Source organism: Hyphomonas atlantica corrig. (assembly GCF_000682715.1).
Classification (GTDB): Bacteria; Pseudomonadota; Alphaproteobacteria; order Caulobacterales; family Hyphomonadaceae; genus Hyphomonas; species Hyphomonas atlantica.
Window position 1 is genome coordinate 1 of sequence record NZ_AWFH01000017.1, and the last position, 19606, is coordinate 19606.

A 19606-nucleotide genomic window follows, 5' to 3' on the forward strand; every position below is an offset into this window, starting at 1 on the left:
TCCGTAGAAGCGTTGACCAGAATGGGGATCAATTTTCTCTCATTAGAAGATGCGATGCGCTCAAGAACTTTAAAGATCTACGCCGACGTCAGGCAAAATGGCACTGTTCGAACAGTGATGCTGGGCGATTTCGGATCAGAATCCAGTGAAAAGGGTCTGAAAGGATTTTATGCGGCTTGTTTGTTTGGCCAATAGTTGGCTTCCTGTTCCTCGTATTGCTGAGAAGGCGTACATTTTGAATGAAAGATGTTCCCATTGTCGGCCGAAACTCTTGCTGACGCTGCTTGTCCTTTCTGCCTGTGCGACAGGGCCGCCATCGGAGGATCCCGCCGCATGGGAGTCGAAGGTTCGCACATGCTGTGACAGGGAGTATGACGACCAACCCGTCCTGATCTGCCCATTTGTCTGCCGCAGGAAGCCTCGGCGCGAGCCGGAACCGAAACAGTCCGAGGGCGATTTCGACGCCCCGGGGTGTTCGCCAATCTAGAGAGCCACGACAAGTAAAAAGGACGCCTGTCAGAATGTCTTCCGGGCAATCATCCCATCCATTCGCTACCCGGTTTTCCAGTTCTGGCACGCCGGGCGCCGCCTTAGAAGACGATCTTCGCACCTATCTGGAAGATCTGTATAGAGAAAAACTCTATGAAAGGCTCTCTGCAGGGTATCCGGGCAGGGATGTCGTCTTCAATCTCCTGCTTTTCTATGCGGATACCGCCCAGACCCTCTTCTGGAAGCAGGACGACCATTATGACGAGGCGCTGAGAGCGTTTTCTGTGCTGGTTGGCCACATAGCGGAGACGGAGCTCGATCTCGATGACCTCTTTTATGTGTTCGACATTATCGAAGGCTTCTTCGACTATGAGCAAGAGGGCGACGGTCCGGATCATCTCCCATGGCTGCGTCAGTCCATTCAGGCGCTGTCCGACCTTTTCCAGGAAGAAAGATACCGGAAGGCAATCGAGGATGCACTGGACGACAAATCCCGCGCGGATTTCGTTTATCTCATATCCATTGCCGGCTGGTTTTATGGCGCGGACGAATTCGACCTTTATATGAGTTTCGCCTCGAAGCACTATCCTGAGCTCGCGCTATCCAACGCTCGCTACTGGCTCCTGAACATGAGCGATAAGCAATGCCAGCGCTTTATCGCATGGGCGCGAAGCTGTTTGCCTCCCGAGAAGCTTTCCGGGCCGCTTTCGCGAACGCAGGAGTACACGAAGACGCAGAAGGCAATTCTTGATGTAGTCATATCCGACCGGGTGCATATTCTCAGAAATTCTCAGGACCGGCGTGATTTCATGGCTTGGGGACTTCGCGCTGCCGACACGTTCATGGCGGCGAAGGCAGCTTACATGCTCGAGGATGTTCCAGTAGCGGATTGGCCGGCAGGCAGTCAGGTGATTGTCGAGGAACTGTTCAGTCTGATGCAGCCGCATTGGCTTTCCTACAAGGGGCCGCGCGGCAAGGGTGCATACGTCAGATCAAAGGTCAGGCTTGGCGAGCTGCTCGAAAAGGTGAAGGGTACAGACAGTTGACCTGCGGGGGCGCCGGGTCTGTTTGGAATGTGGGTGAGGCTGGAGAATGAACCGCTTATGCATTATTGGCGACGTACATGGGATGATCGCCCCCTTGCGTACGCTTGTCCGCGAGTTGAATCTTCAGCCGTCTGACAAGCTCGTCTTCGTTGGCGATCTGATCGACAAGGGGCCGGATCCCGCAGGTGTGATCTCATATGTCGAGGACCTTCGCCGCAGTGCGGGCTACGAAGTGGTTCTGGTAGAAGGAAACCATGAAGACCGCATGCGCCGTTATCTTCGCAATCTGGTTGTGCGTCCGGCCGTGGCGAAGGCACAGGCTGAGCGGGCACCTGAACTCGCGGAGCTGAGGTCGCAATTGGATGATGTGAGTGAAAGATTTCTGGATTGGTCCGTGCCTTTCCACCGCTGCACGGCCTATGGCGTGCTGATCGTCCATGGTGGCATCCCCGGAACGATGCAGGAATTTCCGGCTTCTCTCGAAGCCGCATCCATGCTCGTCGGCCATGAAGCAAAGCGGCTTCAGAAAATCCTGCGCACGCGGCACCTTGATGCGGACACCGGGGAATTTCTCGCATTCGGCAAGCAGGCCGAAGGAGACCCGTTCTGGGCTGAGGTCTATGACGGGCGATTCGGCCATGTTGTCTTCGGGCACCAACCCTTTCCGGACGGGCCGACGGAATTCCCCCACGCAACGGGGATCGATACCGGCGCCGTGCATGGTGGCGGATTGACTGCGTTGGTGTTTGATCCGGATCGCCCGCGATACTTCGTGACGGTTGAGTCCGATTGTTACATTCCGTACCGGGGCGCCGCATATGACGGGGACTGAAACATGCCCCCCGCGCGGTCTGGCGCGCTTGCCTATACAGGCTTGGCGAAGGGGCTGACTATCCACCAGACAAGGCTCACGATGATCGGGCCGAGTGCGCCCAGAAACAGGCTGGCAAATACATTTCCGCTTATCAGCACGAGGACCGCAAAGGGAAATGCGGAAAGGACGAGCAGCCTGCCATTCGTCCGGCTGAAGCTCGACCAGCCAACAATGCCCAGCCAGATCCCCTGTAGTGCGACCGCCCAGACGGGCATCACGCCGCCATTCTCGATGGTGGCGGGCCCCGGAATCGGATAAGCCAGAATCTTCAGGATGAACGGCCATTCCGGCGCGTTGCCGGTTGCATCAATAATGCGCCGTGTACGGTCAGGATCATTGCGTGAGAGCCCGCTCATCGCGCCGTCAAGGAAGGATTCGACCGAACCCAGCCAGCTCTGATACAATCCCCAAGTCAGCACGATGTATGCAATAGCAAGGGCAAGACCGACCTGAAGAGGGCGTGATTGCTTGAATATTCCGATGATGTCATCGCTCATATGCTGTCTCCACAGTAACTAATGAGATGCCTTCAGTCATTCGGGGCATGTGGCGCGCTAAGCCTGTGAGCCAGGCACCAGACGATAGCCGAGATCCTCGCTGAGGAGGCCGGGGGCGCCGTCAACCGAGGACAGGACGCGGCGCAGCCTGCTGATGGCCGTGTTGATGACGGTATCCTGCGGCGGCAGGTTCGGATAGTCGGTCCAGACCTCGCGCCACAGCGCCTTCCGGCTGACCCATTCGCCCTGCCGCGTCGCGATGGCATTCAGAAGCGCAAAGCTTTGCGGGCGTAAATCCAGCTTTGTATCGCCAACCAGCGCCGTCGCGCTCAACTGTCGGAGCTCAAGCGTGTCGAAAAAGAGCACGCTGTTCGGCACCCGGCTCGATGATGCGCGGCGCGCAACCGCGCGCAGGCGCGCCCGCAATTCTTCGGGATGGAAGGGCTTGTCGATATAATCGTCGGCACCGGCTTCGAGTCCCGCAACATGATCGCTGACGCTGGTCAGGCGGCTGGTGACGAGGATTCCGGGGCGCGGGCCTTCCAGCGCATTCAGCCAGGCGAGATAATCGAGGCCTTCGCTGCCATCTGCCAGCATGCGGTCCAGGATCACGATGTCGGGCATCTGCTCGGATGTTCGGCGCTTGGCGCCATTGACCGTGTCAGCTGTGGTGACGTGATATCCGAGCTGGCTGGCCGCGTGCACCACGAGATCTGCGATGTCGGCATCATCTTCCACAACGAGCACGTGATTGCGTGTATCCATGTTTTCCCGCCTCTATGGGATTGCCACTTTTAGCTAGCACTGCGATTGAGTTTCTCCACCTAACAAACGAGGTTTGCAGAAGCATGCAGGTGTTCAGGGATTTCAGCGCGATGGCAATGCTCTGCCTTTTTCTGGCGGGATGTGCTGTCACGCCAACGCTGGACATGGCGAATACGCCAGTTGATTCTTCTGTCGCTTCGTCACTGTTCCGCGCCGAGGAAGCTTACCGCGCCCGCCGCGGCGAAAGCGATGCGGTGGGAATGGCCGAAGCGGTTCGCGACCGCATGACTGTGCTGGCGGCCTTGGACATATCCAGCCGGCTGCACTCCCGCAAGCGCGACGCATTGCTTGCATCGACCCGGATCATGATGGACGAAACCCGGCAGATGGCGGCAGATGATGCCGAGGCCCTCTCACGGATCGAACGCATGTTCGCGATGGAAAATCCAGACGGGCAGGGCGTGTTTTCCGGGCTATTCGGTAACCGGATGGTCAAGTCCTTGCGCAAGGTGGATGTTACGGTCGGAATGGAGATGGACATCGTTCTGTCGGCCGGCATGACTGAAGAACTGCGCCTGCCTGTCGTCAGGGAGGCTGGAACAACCATATTTGTCGAACCGTCACGGGAGTTCGCCGGTTTTGTACCGGATCTGGCGCTTTTGGTGTTGCCTGTGGCGGCATCCGGCGGGATGACCGCTGAAGGATGCGAGACGGTCTCCGATGGTGGGCGCCTTGCCTGTTTCGTGCCGGTGGGCACGCATACGGAGATCGATCTTGTCATCACCAATCGGAGCGAGTCCCGCGTAAGCGTCGTTGTCTTTGTCAGCGGCGATGCGCGGAGCGTCGGCGCGGCCCTCGCGAGCGAATAGGTGCCAACCCAAGGGGTTATGTGACACATGGGGGCGCTGCCGGTACGGATTAGCGAGACAGATGAAAGCCGGAAAAATGAGGCGATGAGATTTGATTCGGAGTTTTCGATCCCCATTCCAGATATCCCTTCTGATCAATCTGGTCGTGACACTTGGCGTTGCCATGATTGCCGGTTTCGCAGCAATAGCGGCGATTGATGGCGCGGTCGACCGGACACTCCGCGAAGAAATACGCCGAGACATCGCCCTGCTGACGGAGCGGACGCAAGACCGGGACGTCCTGCCGCCCGTGGCCAGCCTCACCGCCTCGCTGGGCCAGCGCCTGTTCGAGGATGGCGGAGGGGATGCACAGTCCGTCTACCTTCTGGTCCGGTCCGACCAAAGCGTCATAGTCGGAAATGCAACGTCCTGGCCCTCTGAGACGCGCCTGGAAGAGAGGTGGATTGAAACGGATGCCACCGAGCTTGGCCTCGGCGCCGGGAACATCCTCGCGCGGGTAGAGGCCGTTGATGCGGGATTTTTTCTGCTCGTCGGTCGCCGGCTGACGGCGCGGCAGGCACTGATCCGGAATTACGTGCCGGTCCTTGTGGGGGCTGTCCTGTGTCTTGGCATGGTCAGCACGTTTCTTTTTGCCTTGCTGCACCGCCGCTACCAGCGCCGTGTCCAGGCGCTCAACCGCGTATTCGACCGTGTCCGCACCGGCGAGGTCGCCGCGCGGGTCGGGTCCGGTTTTCTCACGCCTGAGGGAGACGCGTTGTCGACCCTCGGCGCAAACGTGAACGAGGCGCTGGCGGAAGTGGCGCGCCTGATGCGGGGGTTGGATTCCTACAGCCAGGTCGCAGCGCACGAGTTGAACCATGGCGTCTCGATCATGCGGGACCGGTTCCTCGCTGCTGGCGACACGGGCGCGGCACAGGATGCCGAACAATTGCTGGACCTCGTCTCGCATATTCTGGAACTGGCGAAGATCGAGGCGACACCCGGCTACACCATGCAGCCTGTTTCGCTCTCGGAAACAACCGCATCGGTGGCCGCGCTCTATGCCGATACATTCGAAGACCGGAACATTCGTTTCGAGCTGAAGCTGCCCCTGAACGACCGTATGGAAATCCTCGCATCGGCGCCCCTGCTCGCCAGTGCGATTACGAACCTTCTGTCAAATGCCGCAAAATTTGCCCCGGAAGGATCGGCGGTTTTGCTGGTGCTGGCCGCGACGGACCGATATTTCACCGTGACGGTTCAGGATGAGGGACCGGGCGTTGTGACGACCAGTATTGCCGAACTCGCCGGCGCAGGCCGGAAGGCTGGCCCTGGCAGCCATGGTTTCGGGCTGAGGCATGTCCAGGCGGTTGCGATCCGCCATGGGGCACGGCTGACGCTCGCTAACACGACTCCGGGACTGAAAGTGACCATCGCATTCGTGCGGCCGACATGACCCGCTTGGTCAGTTGCGTCATCCGGCCTATCCGCCGATACAGGAAAGCGTGAGGACGTAACGCCACACAGCGTCTGAATTTTCTCGTGTGAAGGGGACATCACAACGTGCAGCCAGGTCAGTTCAAACACCTATCCCGCAAGGGACAGACAATTCTTCGAACGCGCCCAGCATGGACCAGTTATTGGCGGAGCGGCCTCGCAGCTGTTGTCGTGACCTGCCTTTGGTTCGCGAAGCGCGAACTGTTCGACAGACTGGCACAGCGCCTCGGTAGTCCTGCAGAGCTTTCAGGCTTAGGGCTTGCTGTAGTACTGGTGCCGATCATCGCGGGAGTGGTCTATCACCGCTATACCCACGCCTATGAGATCGAGAACGGGCGAAAGCTTCGCCTGCTCGCCGGCTTCATTTCCCGTGTGAAGCGGGAATTTCCGCTGACGGACAAGGTCCAGACCGATATGGGACAGTCTATTGCCGGACGTCTCCTCAACTATGGAACGATTGCTTTCTGGACTGGCGATGACCGCAGCCGGCTCGTGTGGGCGAAGGTGTCAGATCCGGATCGCGTAATTGCCTGTCTCGACCTGCTGAAAGCCGGACCACAGGACACGTCGTATGCGCCTGTGGTATATAAGGCCGGAGGAGCGGCGCGGCCGGCATCCCGATTGCCCGAACCCCCAACACTGCAGGAGGCAAAGTCGGCCAAGGTCACGCATTTTGGCAAGGCGGTAGAATATAAGCATATCAAGGACATGGTGGCCCGGCGGATCAAGACGCCATTGGGTGATTACATCGACAATGATGATGGCACCGTGTCTCATGCTGACAGTGGTCTCATGTGGCTGCGTGCCCCCTGGGGCATGGTTTGGACAGGCGGCGGGTTCGCTGGCGAACCTATCCGCATGAGGTGGAGCGATGCAGCCGAACTCTTCGGGGTGGGCATAGCCGTTGGATACAATGTCGGCAACAGCATGGCCTATATGGGTAACGGAAAGCGGGCCGCCTCGGCGTTCGAGCATGGCTACAGGAAAGGTAAGTGCGTAATTGATGCGGCAGGGTATACGGACTGGCGCCTGCCGACGGCGGCGGAGCTTGACCAGTTTGTTCCATACCACCATCGCCGGGAAGAGGATATGAGCGAAGTGGAAGCTTCGATGTCGCGAGATGAGGCGTATCTGTGGGGCTGGAAGGGCAGGGCGAGTTTCGCAGTGGCCAAACGTCTGTATCCGGAGCTGTTCGAGACAAATGTTCATCTCTGGACGGCAACGGGTCTGGGCGGCGGTCTGGCCTGGGCGTATGACGGGCAGATGCCAGTGGGGGACTTCAAGGCAAATGACAAGCTTGGGGTGCTCTTCGTTCGTCGTTTGACAGGGGGAGAAATACGGGCTCCGGAAATTGTCCATGAGGAGATCACTTGGTGATGCAGGGGAGTGTTTCACGCTGAGTTGCGTTCGAACCAATGAATCACTGAAAAATTGCAGTCCCAGCCCGTCGATGATGCTGAACGCTGCACTTGCAGCATTTCCCGAGATATTGGGAGACCCAGGATCGGGTCGGGCGAAACGAGCCGGGCCGGACAGACCGGCGCGCTTACGCCGGAATCTCAACGCTGCCAGTGTCTGCGAGACTGGTTTGAGAGCCAGCGCCTAGGCACAAGATGCTGGCGGCAGCATGTGACAGTCGCATACTATCACGCAGTCTTGGAAACCTGCTGGATGTAAGGCTGGCGTGACCACATGACCAGGCTGGCAGACAGAGGCAGCGTCATGCCGGCGAGCAGGGAGAGGGCGGGTGCCAGTCCGCCGGTTCCGGAGAACACGCCTTCGGAGAGCATGGCGACAACGGGTGGTCCGAACCCGAGACCAATCATGGTCGTGCACATGAAGAGGAGCGCAATGGCCGTCGCCCGTATCTCGCCAGGCGCGATGAACTGGACCGACACGACGGCCAGATTGCTGCAGCCAGACAGGGCGAAGATCATGATGGCAATGCCGACAAGCGCCTGCGACGCCTCAGGCGCCAGCGGCGCGGCAATGGCCGCTGTGCAGCCAGTCAATGAGGCCAGCAGCGCGGCAAGCACGAGCCCATCGCGCCGTCCTCGCTTTCGAAGGAATTCTGCCAGCATGGTGAAGGATATTGTGCCTGCGGCGGCTGCGATGATGCCGGTCGCCCCGAAGGCAAACCCGGCCTGGCTGATGGTCCAGCCATAGGTGCGCCTGAAAAGCTCAGGTGCCCATGCGCCGTACGCGAACACGATCAGATTGACCCCGCCGGCGCCCAGAAACAGACCAAGATACAACCGCCATCGATGCCGGAAATATGCGATCACTTCAGCGAGTGGCTGCGTGGTCGACGTCTCGGCTGAATGGCGCCCCGGCTCCCGGGTTGTGAGGAAGAATACCGCACATAGCAGCAGTCCCGGCACGCCCACCGTAAAAAAGACCAGCTGCCAGAGCTTGAAGCCTGCAAGAAGCGGAAGATCTGCCAGTCCGCCCGATGACAGGGCTGTGATGACCGCTGCGCCGACAATGTAGGATCCATATCCGCCCATACTGCCGGCAGCTGCATAGATGCCGGCTGGCAAGGCGCGGCGTTCGGGCGGGAACATGTCCCCGATCATCGAATAGGCTGCCGGGGACAGGGCAGCTTCACCGATCGCAAGTCCAATCCGTAGGCTGACGAGAATACCGTAGGAGGTCGCGATTCCGGAAAACGTTGTGCACAATCCCCACAGGGCAACGCCTGCGAGAACAAGGTGCTTGCGATTGCGGGTGTCTGCGACGCGCGCCAGAGGCAGTCCGAGCAATCCGTAGAATATCGCGAAGGCGCCACCAAACAGCAAGCCGATTTCGAAGTCATTGACATTGAAATCCTGCTTCAACGGTCCAACCAGGAGGCTGGGAATGATCCGGTCGATGTAGGAGATGATATAGAGACCGCAGAGCAATCCGACGGTCCACCAGGCCCGAAATCCGGGTTTCGGGGGAGCGGGAACGTGTTCGACGGGTGGCATGGTGGATCCTCCGCAAGGCTCTTCATTGGAGCCGTCTGTCTGGCGTCACCTGCTCGACATTCTGTGCTCATGGCAAAGACCAGAAAATTGCAGGACAATCTCGGGATGCTTGTCATGCGCACCGATCAATCTGATGACGGGCAAGTTTAATTATTGTTGACACTTGAGGGCGTGACGAACAGATTGTCAAACAATATTGGAAATATGTCGATCAATCGACTGATAGGGAGGATCAAGCTTGTGACCGACAAGACGCCATTTTCTGCAGACATCACCGAGGTTGATGGTGTGCTCATGGGACCCTGGCGATCGCCGCGACAAATGCTTGGCGATCAGACCTATGATGATCATGCCTCCATTCATGATGATGCCACGGCGCAGAAGCTTGGCTTCCAAGGCGGGACCATCGAAGGGCCGACCCATTTCAGCCAGTTCTCGCCGCTCGGCCATGCTGCTTGGGGGGATAGATTCCTGGCGCAGGGATGCTTGTCTGTTCATTACCGCAATCCGGCCTTCGAAGGCGAAAGGATCCGGGCCTGTCTGAAGCGGGCGCCGGACGGAAACCATGCCGAAATTTGGGCCGAGAAGGAGGATGGGGTAGAAGTCCTCCGAGGATCGGCATCCATTGGCGAAGGGCCGGTCGCAACTGCCCTGGAAACCCGGCTTCAGTCTCTTGCCCCTCTCGAACGCCCGGTCATCATGGCAGACCTGAAAGTGGGGATGACCACCGGCCGTGTGCCCGTGAGTATGGCATTCGATCAGCATATGGGAGACTTGTATCCGTTCTCCCTGGAGCAGAAACTGAAGGTGATTACAGAGCCGTCTCCATGGTATCAGGGCGATGGCACGCCGTGGGGAAGGGCCATCATCCCATTTGAAATGTTGAGCGTACTTCTGCAGTACACGGCCCGAACAGGGCATTTTCCCGTGCGCGAGCCCGTGGTCGGTCTGTTTGCCGACCAGGAAATCCGGCTGATGGATGGACCGTTGTTCGTTGACGAAGCCTATGAGGTCGAGCGCGAATTGGTGGCATTGAGCGGGAGCCGGCGCACGGAAAGCTTCTGGGTCAAATCGCGGGCTTTCCGGGCATCGGACAACAAGCTGGTGGCCAGCATGTTGCTCAATCAGGCCACGCTCAAGGAGACCTATGCGGCGTATGACGCTGACTATGCCGATCTGTACGGCGCGGATGCGCGACCGGCCTGACCGGCTCAGGCGGTCGGCTGCGACAGGCGTGAGACAAGCTGCTCAAGGCGGTCCAGACGGCTTTCGAGGTCGGGTGTCTGACCGGTTTGCGCGTCCGCCTGCGCAAATGTGACCAGTCTTGCCGGGTCGATCGACTGTTTGCGACGAATGGATAATTGTTTCAGGACGGCGTCGCGATGGCTCTCATGAAACAGGCGGATTTCCCGCTCTGCGCCATCGCTGTCGCGATTTTCAATTCTGTTCCATACCGCCTGCACCATTCGGGCAACCTCGCGCTGACGGTCGAGGGTAAGATGGTCGCAGGGGATTTCCCACATCGCCTCCCAGGATGCCTCGGTCAGGATCGTGGAGATCATGCCGCGCGCTGTCCGGTTGCCGCTGGATGTGATCATGATCGAGAAAAAACGTCCCAATGCGGAGGCAAACTCGATCGGAGGGGTGAACCCTGACTTCGCCAATCGCACAATCTCATCGTGGCGGGCCTCCACCTCATGAATGATGTCCGGTCGCGCCTGCTGTATGACATAGCGGCAGGCCAGTCCGATGAGTGTGGATGTGACAGCAAAATTATCGGCGATGATTTCCAGCGGAATACCGATCACGACCGCGCCGCGATTGGGATTCATTTCAATCAAATTGCGTTGTTCCAGCAAGCGCAGCGCATCGCGTACGGATCCCCGACTGGCTTCGAACCGGGTGGCGAGCTTCATTTCGGTCAGCCGCTCGCCGGGCTTCAGGTGTTCGGCAGCGATTTCGCTGGCCAGGGTGGCGGCGATTGATTCCGGCACCGAGCGGGCGGCGGAGGCGGGGGGCTTGGTCATGCTCTTGGATTGTCCCGTGTTGATCTCGGCGCGTCGCCAAATTGTACCATTTTGCAGAACAATGTGTAGAATTGTTGAACAAAAAAATCAATTGAATTCGAAAAGCCTCAAAATACCGATATTTTGATTGACAATATGCACATCGGGCTGAAATTGTCCTTCAAAATAATAAAAATTGTTCGTCAAAGTGGATGGAATTGGAGGCATCATGGATGCGTCGGTCGAGACGGATCGAGAGGCATATCTCGCGGATCTGAAACAACGTATCGCGGCGGCGTGGCCGGAAGACATGCCGCGGGACCCGGTATATCCGTTCGGTCAGATTTGCGTCCCGGATTATCTGCGAGCCTGGTCAGACCGCAAGGGCGATGAAGCCGCAATCGATTTCTATGGATACCCTGTCAGCTGGGCCGACCTCGATCGCCTGTCCGACGCCTTCGCCTCCTTTCTTGCGACGCGGGATGTGGGCCCGGGGGATCGGGTCGCCGTGTTCATGCCGAATTGCCCGCAATTCTCCATCACCTTCTTCGGCATTCTGAAGCGGGGCGCGATACTCGTCCCCGTCAATCCCATGGTCACGGGGCGGGAGCTATCGCATTATCTCGAGGATTCCGGTGCCAGCCTGGTTGTGGCGCTGGACAAGCTCGCCCCGCTTGTGAAAGAGGTCGATCGCGACAACGCCCTGACAATTGTCAGTACCGCATTGCGCGAATTCCTTCCAGCCGATCCGGCGTATCCCGTCCCGGCCGGCGCGCTTGATGAGCCCGTCGATGTTCACGGAGTGATTCCATTCTCCTCCGCCATCTCGACCCCCGTCGATGAGTCGGCAATGGCCGAGGTGTCGTGGAACCAGATCGCCGCGATCAATTATACCGGGGGCACGACCGGGCTGCCGAAAGGGTGCCTGCACACACATGGTGACATGATTTACACGGGAGCGTGCGCGGCGACATTCTGCCTGCCTGCCTCGGAAACGGATGTCGTTCTTTCCTATCTTCCCCAATTCTGGATTGCCGGTGAGGTGGCCGGAATCCTGTTGCCCCTCGTTTCGGGCTGCCGGCTTGTCCTGCTCTCCAGATGGGATGCATCCGCGGTCATGGCGGCGATTGACCGGGCCGGAGTGACCGGCATGGGCGCGCTGACCGATGGCGCTGTTGAAATCATGGATCATCCCGATGTCGGGGAGTTCGATCTGCGTTCCCTGCGGGAGACGGTCGTCACGTCGTTTGTGAAAATTCTGAACCCGGACTATCGCCGGCGCTGGAAGGCGCTGACGGGTGCCGTGCTCCGGGAATCCTCATTCGGCATGACCGAGACAAACACGCTGGATACATTCACGACGGGTTTGCAGGCCGATGATGCCGACATCACCGGGGAGCCACTCTTTGTGGGGCTTCCATGCCCGGGCGCTGAATTCATCATCGTGGACCCGGAGACCGGACGGCCGGTCGCACATGGCGAGCCGGGCGAGATCCTGATGCGCACCCCGTCGCTCATGAAAGGCTATTGGGGCGTGCGCGGGCAAGCAGATGACAGCCCCATACGCGATGGATGGCTGCATACCGGCGACACCGGCGTGATCGATGAGCGGGGCGGCATCTATTTCCGTGGACGCCGCAAGGAAATGCTGAAGGTCAATGGCATGAGCGTGTTCCCGACAGAACTGGAAATCTCGATCAGCCGCCATCCCGCCGTTGCCGTATGCGGTGTGGTGGGGCGTCCCGATGACCGCAAGGGCCAGGTTCCGGTCGCCTTCGTGCAGATCGATGACGACGCCCCCGGGCCCGTCACGGCGGAAGACTTGTCAGCCTGGTGCCGCGAGAACATGGCCAGCTACAAGGTGCCGGAAATCCGCTTCATTGCCCAGATGCCGCTGACCGATACGGGCAAGGTGAAACGCAACGCGCTTCTGGATGCGCTGTAACCACCCCTGACAAAAACTCAAACAACGAGCGTCCTGGAGACGCCAAAGGAGGAAGTGCTATGAGAGTATTGCTGACAAGTGTGTGTGCAGGAGCATTGCTGGTGCCGGCGGGTCTGGCGCAGGCGCAGGTATCGGAAAGCGGGCAGGTCGAAACGGCCCCAGACTCTTCGCAGGCGCCTGATGAGGCGCGGCGACTGGGCGCTGTGACCGTCACGGCAACGCGCCGGACACAGGACATTCTGGATGTTCCGGTCGCTGTGTCCAATATCGGCGCCGAGCAGATGGAGCGGTCCGGTATTTCGGATGTCAAGCAGCTTACCAGCATCGCGCCAAGCCTGGACATCACGAATACGATCGGCGAATCCTACGGGGCTGTGATCCGTGTACGCGGTATAGGAACAAGTGGATCGAATCCGGGCCTTGAATCGGCCACAGGAGTCTATGTCGACGGCGTCTATCGAAGCCGGTCCAATCTCGCCCTGAACGACATGCCGGGCGTGGAACGTGTTGAGCTTCTGCGTGGACCGCAAGGCACACTGTTCGGAAAGAACACAACTGCAGGTGTTCTCAACGTCGTGACCGCCAAGCCGTCTGACGTGTTCGAAGGAAGCGCGGCTGTCACAGCCGGAAACTTGGGGCTTACGCGATTTGACGGTACGATTGAGGGGCCATTGACCGACACGCTCGGGGGACGGCTCGATATCATGACAATGGACCGGGACGGCTATACCGAGAGTGAATTCACGGGCGAGGCGTTCGGCGCGCGGGAACGAGTGCAGGCGCGTGGTCAGCTATACTGGGAAGCCAGCGATACGGTCGATGTTCGTCTGATAGCAGACTATACCGACAAGTCCGAGGATGGCAGCAACTTCCTGGTCTATCGCAGCATCACGCCCGCAGCTGAAACCCTGTTGGGCCAGTTCGGGCCCGTCCCGACGGCGCAGGAAGACATCAAGGATTATTACACGACGCCGACTGATGGTCGTGACTGGGGTCAGACGGTTCTGGATCGCGGGATTTCAGCGGAAGTGAATTGGGAGGTCGGCCCGGGCACGCTGACATCAATCACGGCCTGGCGAAAATTCGATGCGGATCGTTCCTTCGACCCGGACGCCGGACCTGTAGACCTCTTGTACGATGACCGCGATGGCGAAGTGTTTGAAAGTTTCAGCCAGGAAGTACGCTATCAGGGGGTGGCCGGGGATCTCGACTATCTGGTGGGAGTTTTCTACGCCAATGACAAGATTGAAAGCCGGGACAGCTACACGTTCGGCGCAGATCTCGAAACCTGGCTGGGCCTGCTTGTCGGGTCCGACACATTGTTTTCGGCGGTCACGGGCCTGCCTGCCGGCAGTGTGTTCCCGGAAGGCGGCGGCGCATATGACGTGTTCAAACAGGATGGTGAAAGCGTGGCGCTGTTCACGCACAACACCTACCAGGTGAGCGAGAAACTCTCCCTGACCGGCGGCTTGCGGTTCACCGTGGACGAGAAATCCCTTGATGCCGATCTGACCTCGGACAATCCGGCTTGCGAAGCGGCCATTGCCTCGGGCGGTGACGGGCTCTCAACCACACCGGCCGGATTGCGCGGCCTGGTCTGCATTCCAAATTTCGACACTCGCCGGGATGGCCGTTACACCGACAACCGGTCTGAAGAGGAGTTTTCCGGGGTCCTGTCGGCGCTGTACCGCGTCAATCGGGATTTGAGCACGTATGCATCCTATAGCCGGGGCTATAAATCCGGCGGGTATCAGTTTGACCGGGGCGGTCTGATCATTCCGAATCCGAGCGGTGACCAGCTGGAGTTTGATCCAGAATTTGCCGATGCATATGAACTTGGCCTGAAAGGCGTGTTCCTGGACGGCCTGGTGCGTGCAAATCTCGCGCTGTTCTATACGGAGCTGACGGACTACCAGTTCAGCTATGTGCAGGCTTCAGCCAGTGGCGAGACCCAGCGTGTCGTGGCAAACCTGCCGCAGCTGACCAGCCAGGGTGTTGAGGTTGAAACGGCGTTCAGCCCGACTGAAAACCTGTCCATGAATTTCGCCGCGACCTATCAGGATGCGGATTTCGGGGAGGAGGCCTTCCCGACCTCCCTGTCCTATCTGGAGGACCGCGGCAATTTCAACGCGCCGAAATGGACTCTGGTCAGCTCGGCGAATTACGACCGTGACCTTCCCGGCACCTCATTGCGCAGTTTTGCGTATCTTGATGCGCGCTGGCAATCGAAGTCCAATGTAAGCTTCTCGGCGTCTGTCGGTCCGACCCATGAGCAGGAGGCCTATGCCACGTTCAATGGCCGGGTCGGTCTGGGCAGCCAGTCGGAATCATGGACGCTTGAAGTGTGGGGCCGGAACCTCACGGATGAGAATGCCTGGGCAATGACGGGCGCCGGCACGCTCCAGCCGGGGACGGTGCAGGGCTATGGCATTGAACCGCGGACATATGGCGCCACCCTGCGGGTGACGTGGTAGCCGGTTCATCCGGGGCTTGAGGAGGCAGACATGTTCAAGAAAATCCTGATCGCCAACCGGGGAGAAGTCGCTGTGCGTGTTGCACGCGCTGCGGCTGAACTGGGTGTGCCAAGCGTCACCATTTATTCCGGGGACGATGCCGCGTCGGCTCATGCAAGGGCTGGCGACACAGCGGTGGCCCTGGGCGGGTCGGGACCGTCTGCTTATCTGGATGGTGGCAACATCCTCGCCATCGCGGCACAGCAGGGGTGTGATGCCATTCATCCCGGCTATGGATTTCTCAGTGAGAATGGCGGCTTTGCCGCGGATTGTGCAGAGGCCGGTATCCACTTTATCGGCCCCAATGTTCACGCCCTGAGCGTTTTCGGGGACAAGGGCGAAGCCCGGCAGATTGCCCGAAAATGTGATGTGCCGATCCCTCAGGGAACAGAGGGAGCTGTCACGCTGGAGGAAGCCAAGGCATTCTTCAGATCCCTCGGGACGCAAGCGGCGGTAATGGTCAAGTCCATTGCAGGCGGGGGAGGCCGGGGCATGCGCCCGGCCCGGTCCCTGACAGAGCTGGAACAGGCATTCGGGATTTGCCGGGCCGAGGCGGAACTCGCTTTCGGGTCCGGGGAACTCTATCTCGAACAATTGGTGCAGCGTGCCCGCCACATAGAAGTGCAGGTCGTGGGCGACACACATGGCGATGTCGTGGCGCTGGGAGACCGGGATTGCAGCGCGCAGCGTCGTCGCCAGAAATTGATCGAAATAGCGCCGGCTCCCGATCTGCCGGATGAGATCCGGGCCGCGATGCATGAGGCCTCCGTTCGGCTCGCCAGGGAGGCCGGCTACGACAATGTCGGTACGGTGGAGTTTCTCTACAATCTCGAGGAAACAGACCCAGGTCGGGCAATTCTCTTCATGGAAGCCAATCCCCGCCTGCAGGTCGAACATACGATTACGGAAGAAATAACGGGCGTCGACCTTGTTCAGGCCCAGATCCTGCTCGCCTCGGGTGCCACGCTGGAGGACGCAGGATGCCGTCCGCTGCCGGGGATCCGGGGTGCAGCCATTCAGGTGCGCATCAATGCTGAGACAACGACACCGGACGGCGACATCCGTCCCTCCGGTGGCACGGTGCATACCTTCACCCCACCCGGCGGTGCAGGCGTGCGCGTCGATACATTCGCCTATTCGGGTATGGCGTTGAGCCCGGCATTTGATTCCCTGCTGGCAAAGCTGATCGTTCGGGGGCCGGATCTGGACGGTGCCGGCCGGAGGGCCCGGCGGGCGCTGAACGAGTTCGGCATTACCGGAGTGCCAACCAACAAGGTGGACATGCTGGCATTGCTGGAACAGCCGGAACTGCTGTCCGGTCAGCTGGATACGCAATTTGTGGAACGTGAGCGCGACAGACTGAAAGCGGCTGCGGACGGCCTCGCTGAACTGGCGCAGGCGTCTCCTGTGAGTGAGGCCGGAGCCTCCGCCATGCGCCCAGCGGCGAACTTGCCGCCTCCCGGCCAGGTGGCGGTCAGGGCGCCGCTGTCCGGTCTGGTTGTGCGCGTGGATGTGACTGAGGGTGACAAAGTATGGCCGGGCAAGCCGGTAGCCCTGGTCGAGGCGATGAAGATGCAGCACGTCGTCGAGGCCACCGGCAGCGGAATCGTCCGGCAGGTCCTTCTGGAGGCGGGGGCCGTCTTGTCGGAAGACGCGCCGGTCCTGTTTGTCGAACCGGCCGAGGTCGAGGCCGATGCAGAGGCACTGGACGCCGAAATTGATCCGGATCATATCCGCGAGGATCTGGCGCATGTGCAGGAACGGATCGGATTAACCCTGGACGCGGCACGTCCGGACGCGGTGCAGAGGCGCCGAAAGACCGGCATGCGCACGGCGCGCGAGAATCTGGATGATCTGTTCGATGCGGGCACGTTCCATGAATATGGCGGACTGGCGATCGCAGCGCAGCGTCGCCGCCGCAGCCTGGACGACCTGATGAAGAACACGCCTGCTGATGGCCTGATTGGCGGCGTTGGCGAGGTCAACAATCACGTGTTCGGCCCGGAGCTTACGCGCTGCATGGGCATTTCTTATGATTACACCGTGCTCGCAGGCACGCAGGGCTATCTCAACCACAAGAAAACAGACCGACTGGTCGAACTGGCACATGATCAGGACCTGCCGATCGTGCTCTTTGCCGAAGGGGGCGGAGGACGCCCCGGCGATGTCGATGCGGTGACAGCCTCGGGGCTCGACGTGACCACGTTCCGCAGTTTTGCCGCCCTGAGTGGGCGCCAACCGCGGATCGGGATTGCCGCAGGACGCTGCTTTGCGGGCAACGCGGTTCTGTATGGGTGTTGCGACCTCACGATCGCGACGAAAAACGCCAATATTGGTCTCGGCGGGCCCGCCATGATCGAGGGAGGCGGGCTGGGTCGGTTCAAGCCCGAGGATATCGGGCCGATTGATGTGCAGACCGCCAATGGCGTTGTGGACCTGGCTGTAGAGGATGAGGCCGAAGCGGTGGCGAAGACGCGCCAGATCCTCGGCTTCTTCCAAGGCGATGTGCCTGAGTGGAAAGCGCCGGACCAGCGATTGCTGCGTCATGCCATTCCGGAGGACCGGCTGAGAGTTTACGATATCCGAAAGGTCATCGATCTGTTGGCGGATGAGGGGTCGGTCGTTGAACTGCGCCGCGAATTCGGTGTGGGCATCGTGACCGCCTTTGCGCGTATTGAAGGCCGGGCGATTGGCTTGATGGCAAACGATCCCAAATGGCTGGGCGGAGCCATCGATTCCGAGGCGGCGGACAAGGCCGCGCATTTCATGCAAATATGTGATGCCTACAACTTGCCGATTGTCTCCCTGTGCGACACGCCGGGATTCATGGTCGGGCCGGAATCCGAGAAGACAGCTTCGGTGCGTCATGGCGCAAGAATGTTCATCGTGTCTGCTGCGTTGCGCGTGCCGGTCTACACTATTGTGCTCCGCAAGGGGTACGGTCTCGGCGCGCAGGCAATGGCGTCAGGAGGCTTTCATAGCACGGCCATGACAATCAGCTGGCCGAGTGGTGAATTCGGAGGCATGGGCCTGGAAGGTGCAGTGAAGCTGGCCTATCGCAAGGAATTGGAGGCCATTTCCGACCCCGTCGAGCGGGATGAATTGTATGCCAGGAAAGTGGCTCAATTGTATGATGTCGGACGCGCGACAGCAGTTGCGCAATATCTTGAGATAGACGCGGTCATCGATCCGGCCGATACACGCGCCTGGGTGATGCGGGGATTGAAGATGAGGCCCCCTGAGCGCGGTCACGCCCAGGCGCGCCGATACATCGACACCTGGTGAGAGCGACAACATACTGGCGATCCGGTCAGAAATCGAATGGATAATCGCGCGCTGGCGGTAATTCGGAAGCGCGCAGACAGGGGGCGAACTTCTTCGGTCCTGATTGGGAGAAGTGGTCCCAAGCCATCACACTGGGAACCGTACTCGGAACTTCACAAGCTGTCATGGGTGGATGCGTGCGGAATTGTCAAACTTCGGATTAGTGTGCCATCTGACTCGAACTACGGAGAAGTAGACGGCGTTGGAACCAGTGCGGCGATATCGATCGAACCCTATCGGCGCAAACGTCCGAACGCGTTCGACTACGCCAAGTCTGATACCTCCTGTGCGGAGACCTGGTTCGTGTCACCAGCTACCGAGTGTTTCAAACTGTTGGCAGCCGCTCCGAAATTGACCGCCTCTTGCAGCGTTTGGTTGTCCATAAGGGCGTAAATCTGTCCAGCACAGAAGGCGTCTCCTGTGCCAACTCTGTCGACCACATGGCTCATCGTATATGTCCGCGAGAATGCGGTCTCAGATCTCGACCCGACGAAGGCTCGCCATTGATGTTCGTCCGCCGACGAAGATGAACGTATGGTCAGGCCAAAGCGCGAGAGATTCGGGAATGATGTCAGGACCTTGTCGCTCAGCGATGTCGCCCAAACATCCGAGCCGCTTTCGCCATCACCTTCAATTCCGAGACAGGCCGGGCAATCTCCTCTCCCCGCGATCAGTGTGTCGGCTTTCTCCACAAGCGAAGGCATGATCTCGGAGGCGCTGACACCATAGTCCCACAGTCGTTCGCGATGATTGAGATCAATGGAAACGTGCACACCGCGCTCGCGGGCCTGTGACACTGCATTGTCCGTCGTCAGGTATTTGAGACTTCAGGC

The 19606-nt window shown here is 59.5% G+C and carries 14 protein-coding genes and 1 pseudogene; 10 read left to right on the forward strand and 5 right to left on the reverse strand.

The window, feature by feature from the left end:
- The 3 genes and pseudogenes from HY36_RS18660 to HY36_RS09565 form a co-directional block, all read left to right on the forward strand.
- Positions 1-195: pseudogene (locus HY36_RS18660) on the forward strand (hypothetical protein); the annotation flags it as partial.
- A 326-nt stretch (positions 196-521) separates the two neighbouring features.
- Positions 522-1535 (forward strand): hypothetical protein, encoded by a 1014-nt coding sequence (locus tag HY36_RS09560; protein ID WP_035551833.1) that lies wholly within the window; start codon positions 522-524, stop codon positions 1533-1535.
- A gap of 46 nt (positions 1536-1581) precedes the next feature.
- On the forward strand, positions 1582-2367 hold the full coding sequence (locus tag HY36_RS09565; RefSeq protein WP_081806131.1) for a metallophosphoesterase: 786 nt from the start codon (positions 1582-1584) through the stop codon (positions 2365-2367).
- Positions 2368-2399: 32 nt separating this feature from the next.
- On the opposite strand, the gene HY36_RS09570 is transcribed toward HY36_RS09565, so the two are convergent.
- Both HY36_RS09570 and HY36_RS09575 read right to left on the reverse strand, forming a co-directional pair.
- A complete protein-coding gene (locus HY36_RS09570) occupies positions 2400-2906 on the reverse strand; it encodes a hypothetical protein (RefSeq protein ID WP_035551836.1) in 507 nt (168 codons plus the stop codon).
- 57 nt (positions 2907-2963) lie between these two features.
- Entirely contained in the window at positions 2964-3671 is a 708-nt protein-coding gene (locus HY36_RS09575; protein ID WP_035551841.1) for a response regulator transcription factor, read from the reverse strand.
- Positions 3672-3787: 116 nt separating this feature from the next.
- On the opposite strand from HY36_RS09575, the gene HY36_RS09580 reads away from it, so the two are divergent.
- The 3 genes from HY36_RS09580 to HY36_RS09590 all read left to right on the forward strand — a co-directional run bounded on the left by HY36_RS09580 (position 3788) and on the right by HY36_RS09590 (position 7393).
- Positions 3788-4540, forward strand: a complete 753-nt coding sequence (locus tag HY36_RS09580; protein WP_206741178.1) for a hypothetical protein — start codon at positions 3788-3790, stop codon at positions 4538-4540.
- 91 nt (positions 4541-4631) lie between these two features.
- Positions 4632-5975, forward strand: coding sequence for a sensor histidine kinase (locus tag HY36_RS09585; protein ID WP_035551845.1), 1344 nt, complete (start codon positions 4632-4634; stop codon positions 5973-5975).
- A 212-nt stretch (positions 5976-6187) separates the two neighbouring features.
- Entirely contained in the window at positions 6188-7393 is a 1206-nt protein-coding gene (locus HY36_RS09590; RefSeq protein WP_162175979.1) for a PH domain-containing protein, read from the forward strand.
- A gap of 269 nt (positions 7394-7662) precedes the next feature.
- On the opposite strand, the gene HY36_RS09595 is transcribed toward HY36_RS09590, so the two are convergent.
- Positions 7663-8985, reverse strand: a complete 1323-nt coding sequence (locus HY36_RS09595) for an MFS transporter (protein ID WP_035551848.1) — start codon at positions 8983-8985, stop codon at positions 7663-7665.
- A gap of 204 nt (positions 8986-9189) precedes the next feature.
- Between HY36_RS09595 and HY36_RS09600 the strand changes: the two genes are divergently transcribed.
- A complete protein-coding gene (locus HY36_RS09600; protein ID WP_420896677.1) occupies positions 9190-10191 on the forward strand; it encodes a hypothetical protein in 1002 nt (333 codons plus the stop codon).
- Positions 10192-10196: 5 nt separating this feature from the next.
- Here HY36_RS09600 and HY36_RS17810 read toward each other — a convergent pair whose 3' ends face one another.
- Positions 10197-11012, reverse strand: a complete 816-nt coding sequence (locus HY36_RS17810) for a GntR family transcriptional regulator (RefSeq protein ID WP_051602674.1) — start codon at positions 11010-11012, stop codon at positions 10197-10199.
- Positions 11013-11220: 208 nt separating this feature from the next.
- On the opposite strand from HY36_RS17810, the gene HY36_RS09610 reads away from it, so the two are divergent.
- The 3 genes from HY36_RS09610 to HY36_RS09620 are packed head-to-tail and all read left to right on the forward strand — an operon-like array spanning position 11221 to position 18734.
- Positions 11221-12936 carry an AMP-binding protein gene (locus HY36_RS09610; protein WP_035551857.1) on the forward strand — a complete coding sequence of 572 codons (1716 nt, stop codon included), beginning with the start codon at positions 11221-11223 and terminating at the stop codon, positions 12934-12936.
- 59 nt (positions 12937-12995) lie between these two features.
- A complete protein-coding gene (locus HY36_RS09615; protein WP_081806132.1) occupies positions 12996-15410 on the forward strand; it encodes a TonB-dependent receptor in 2415 nt (804 codons plus the stop codon).
- 30 nt (positions 15411-15440) lie between these two features.
- The gene (locus tag HY36_RS09620; protein ID WP_035551850.1) at positions 15441-18734 is read left to right on the forward strand and encodes a carboxyl transferase domain-containing protein; all 3294 of its coding nucleotides are present in this window, start codon (positions 15441-15443) and stop codon (positions 18732-18734) included.
- A gap of 302 nt (positions 18735-19036) precedes the next feature.
- On the opposite strand, the gene HY36_RS09625 is transcribed toward HY36_RS09620, so the two are convergent.
- The gene (locus HY36_RS09625) at positions 19037-19570 is read right to left on the reverse strand and encodes a PfkB family carbohydrate kinase (protein ID WP_051602675.1); all 534 of its coding nucleotides are present in this window, start codon (positions 19568-19570) and stop codon (positions 19037-19039) included.
- Positions 19571-19606 lie beyond the last annotated feature (36 nt).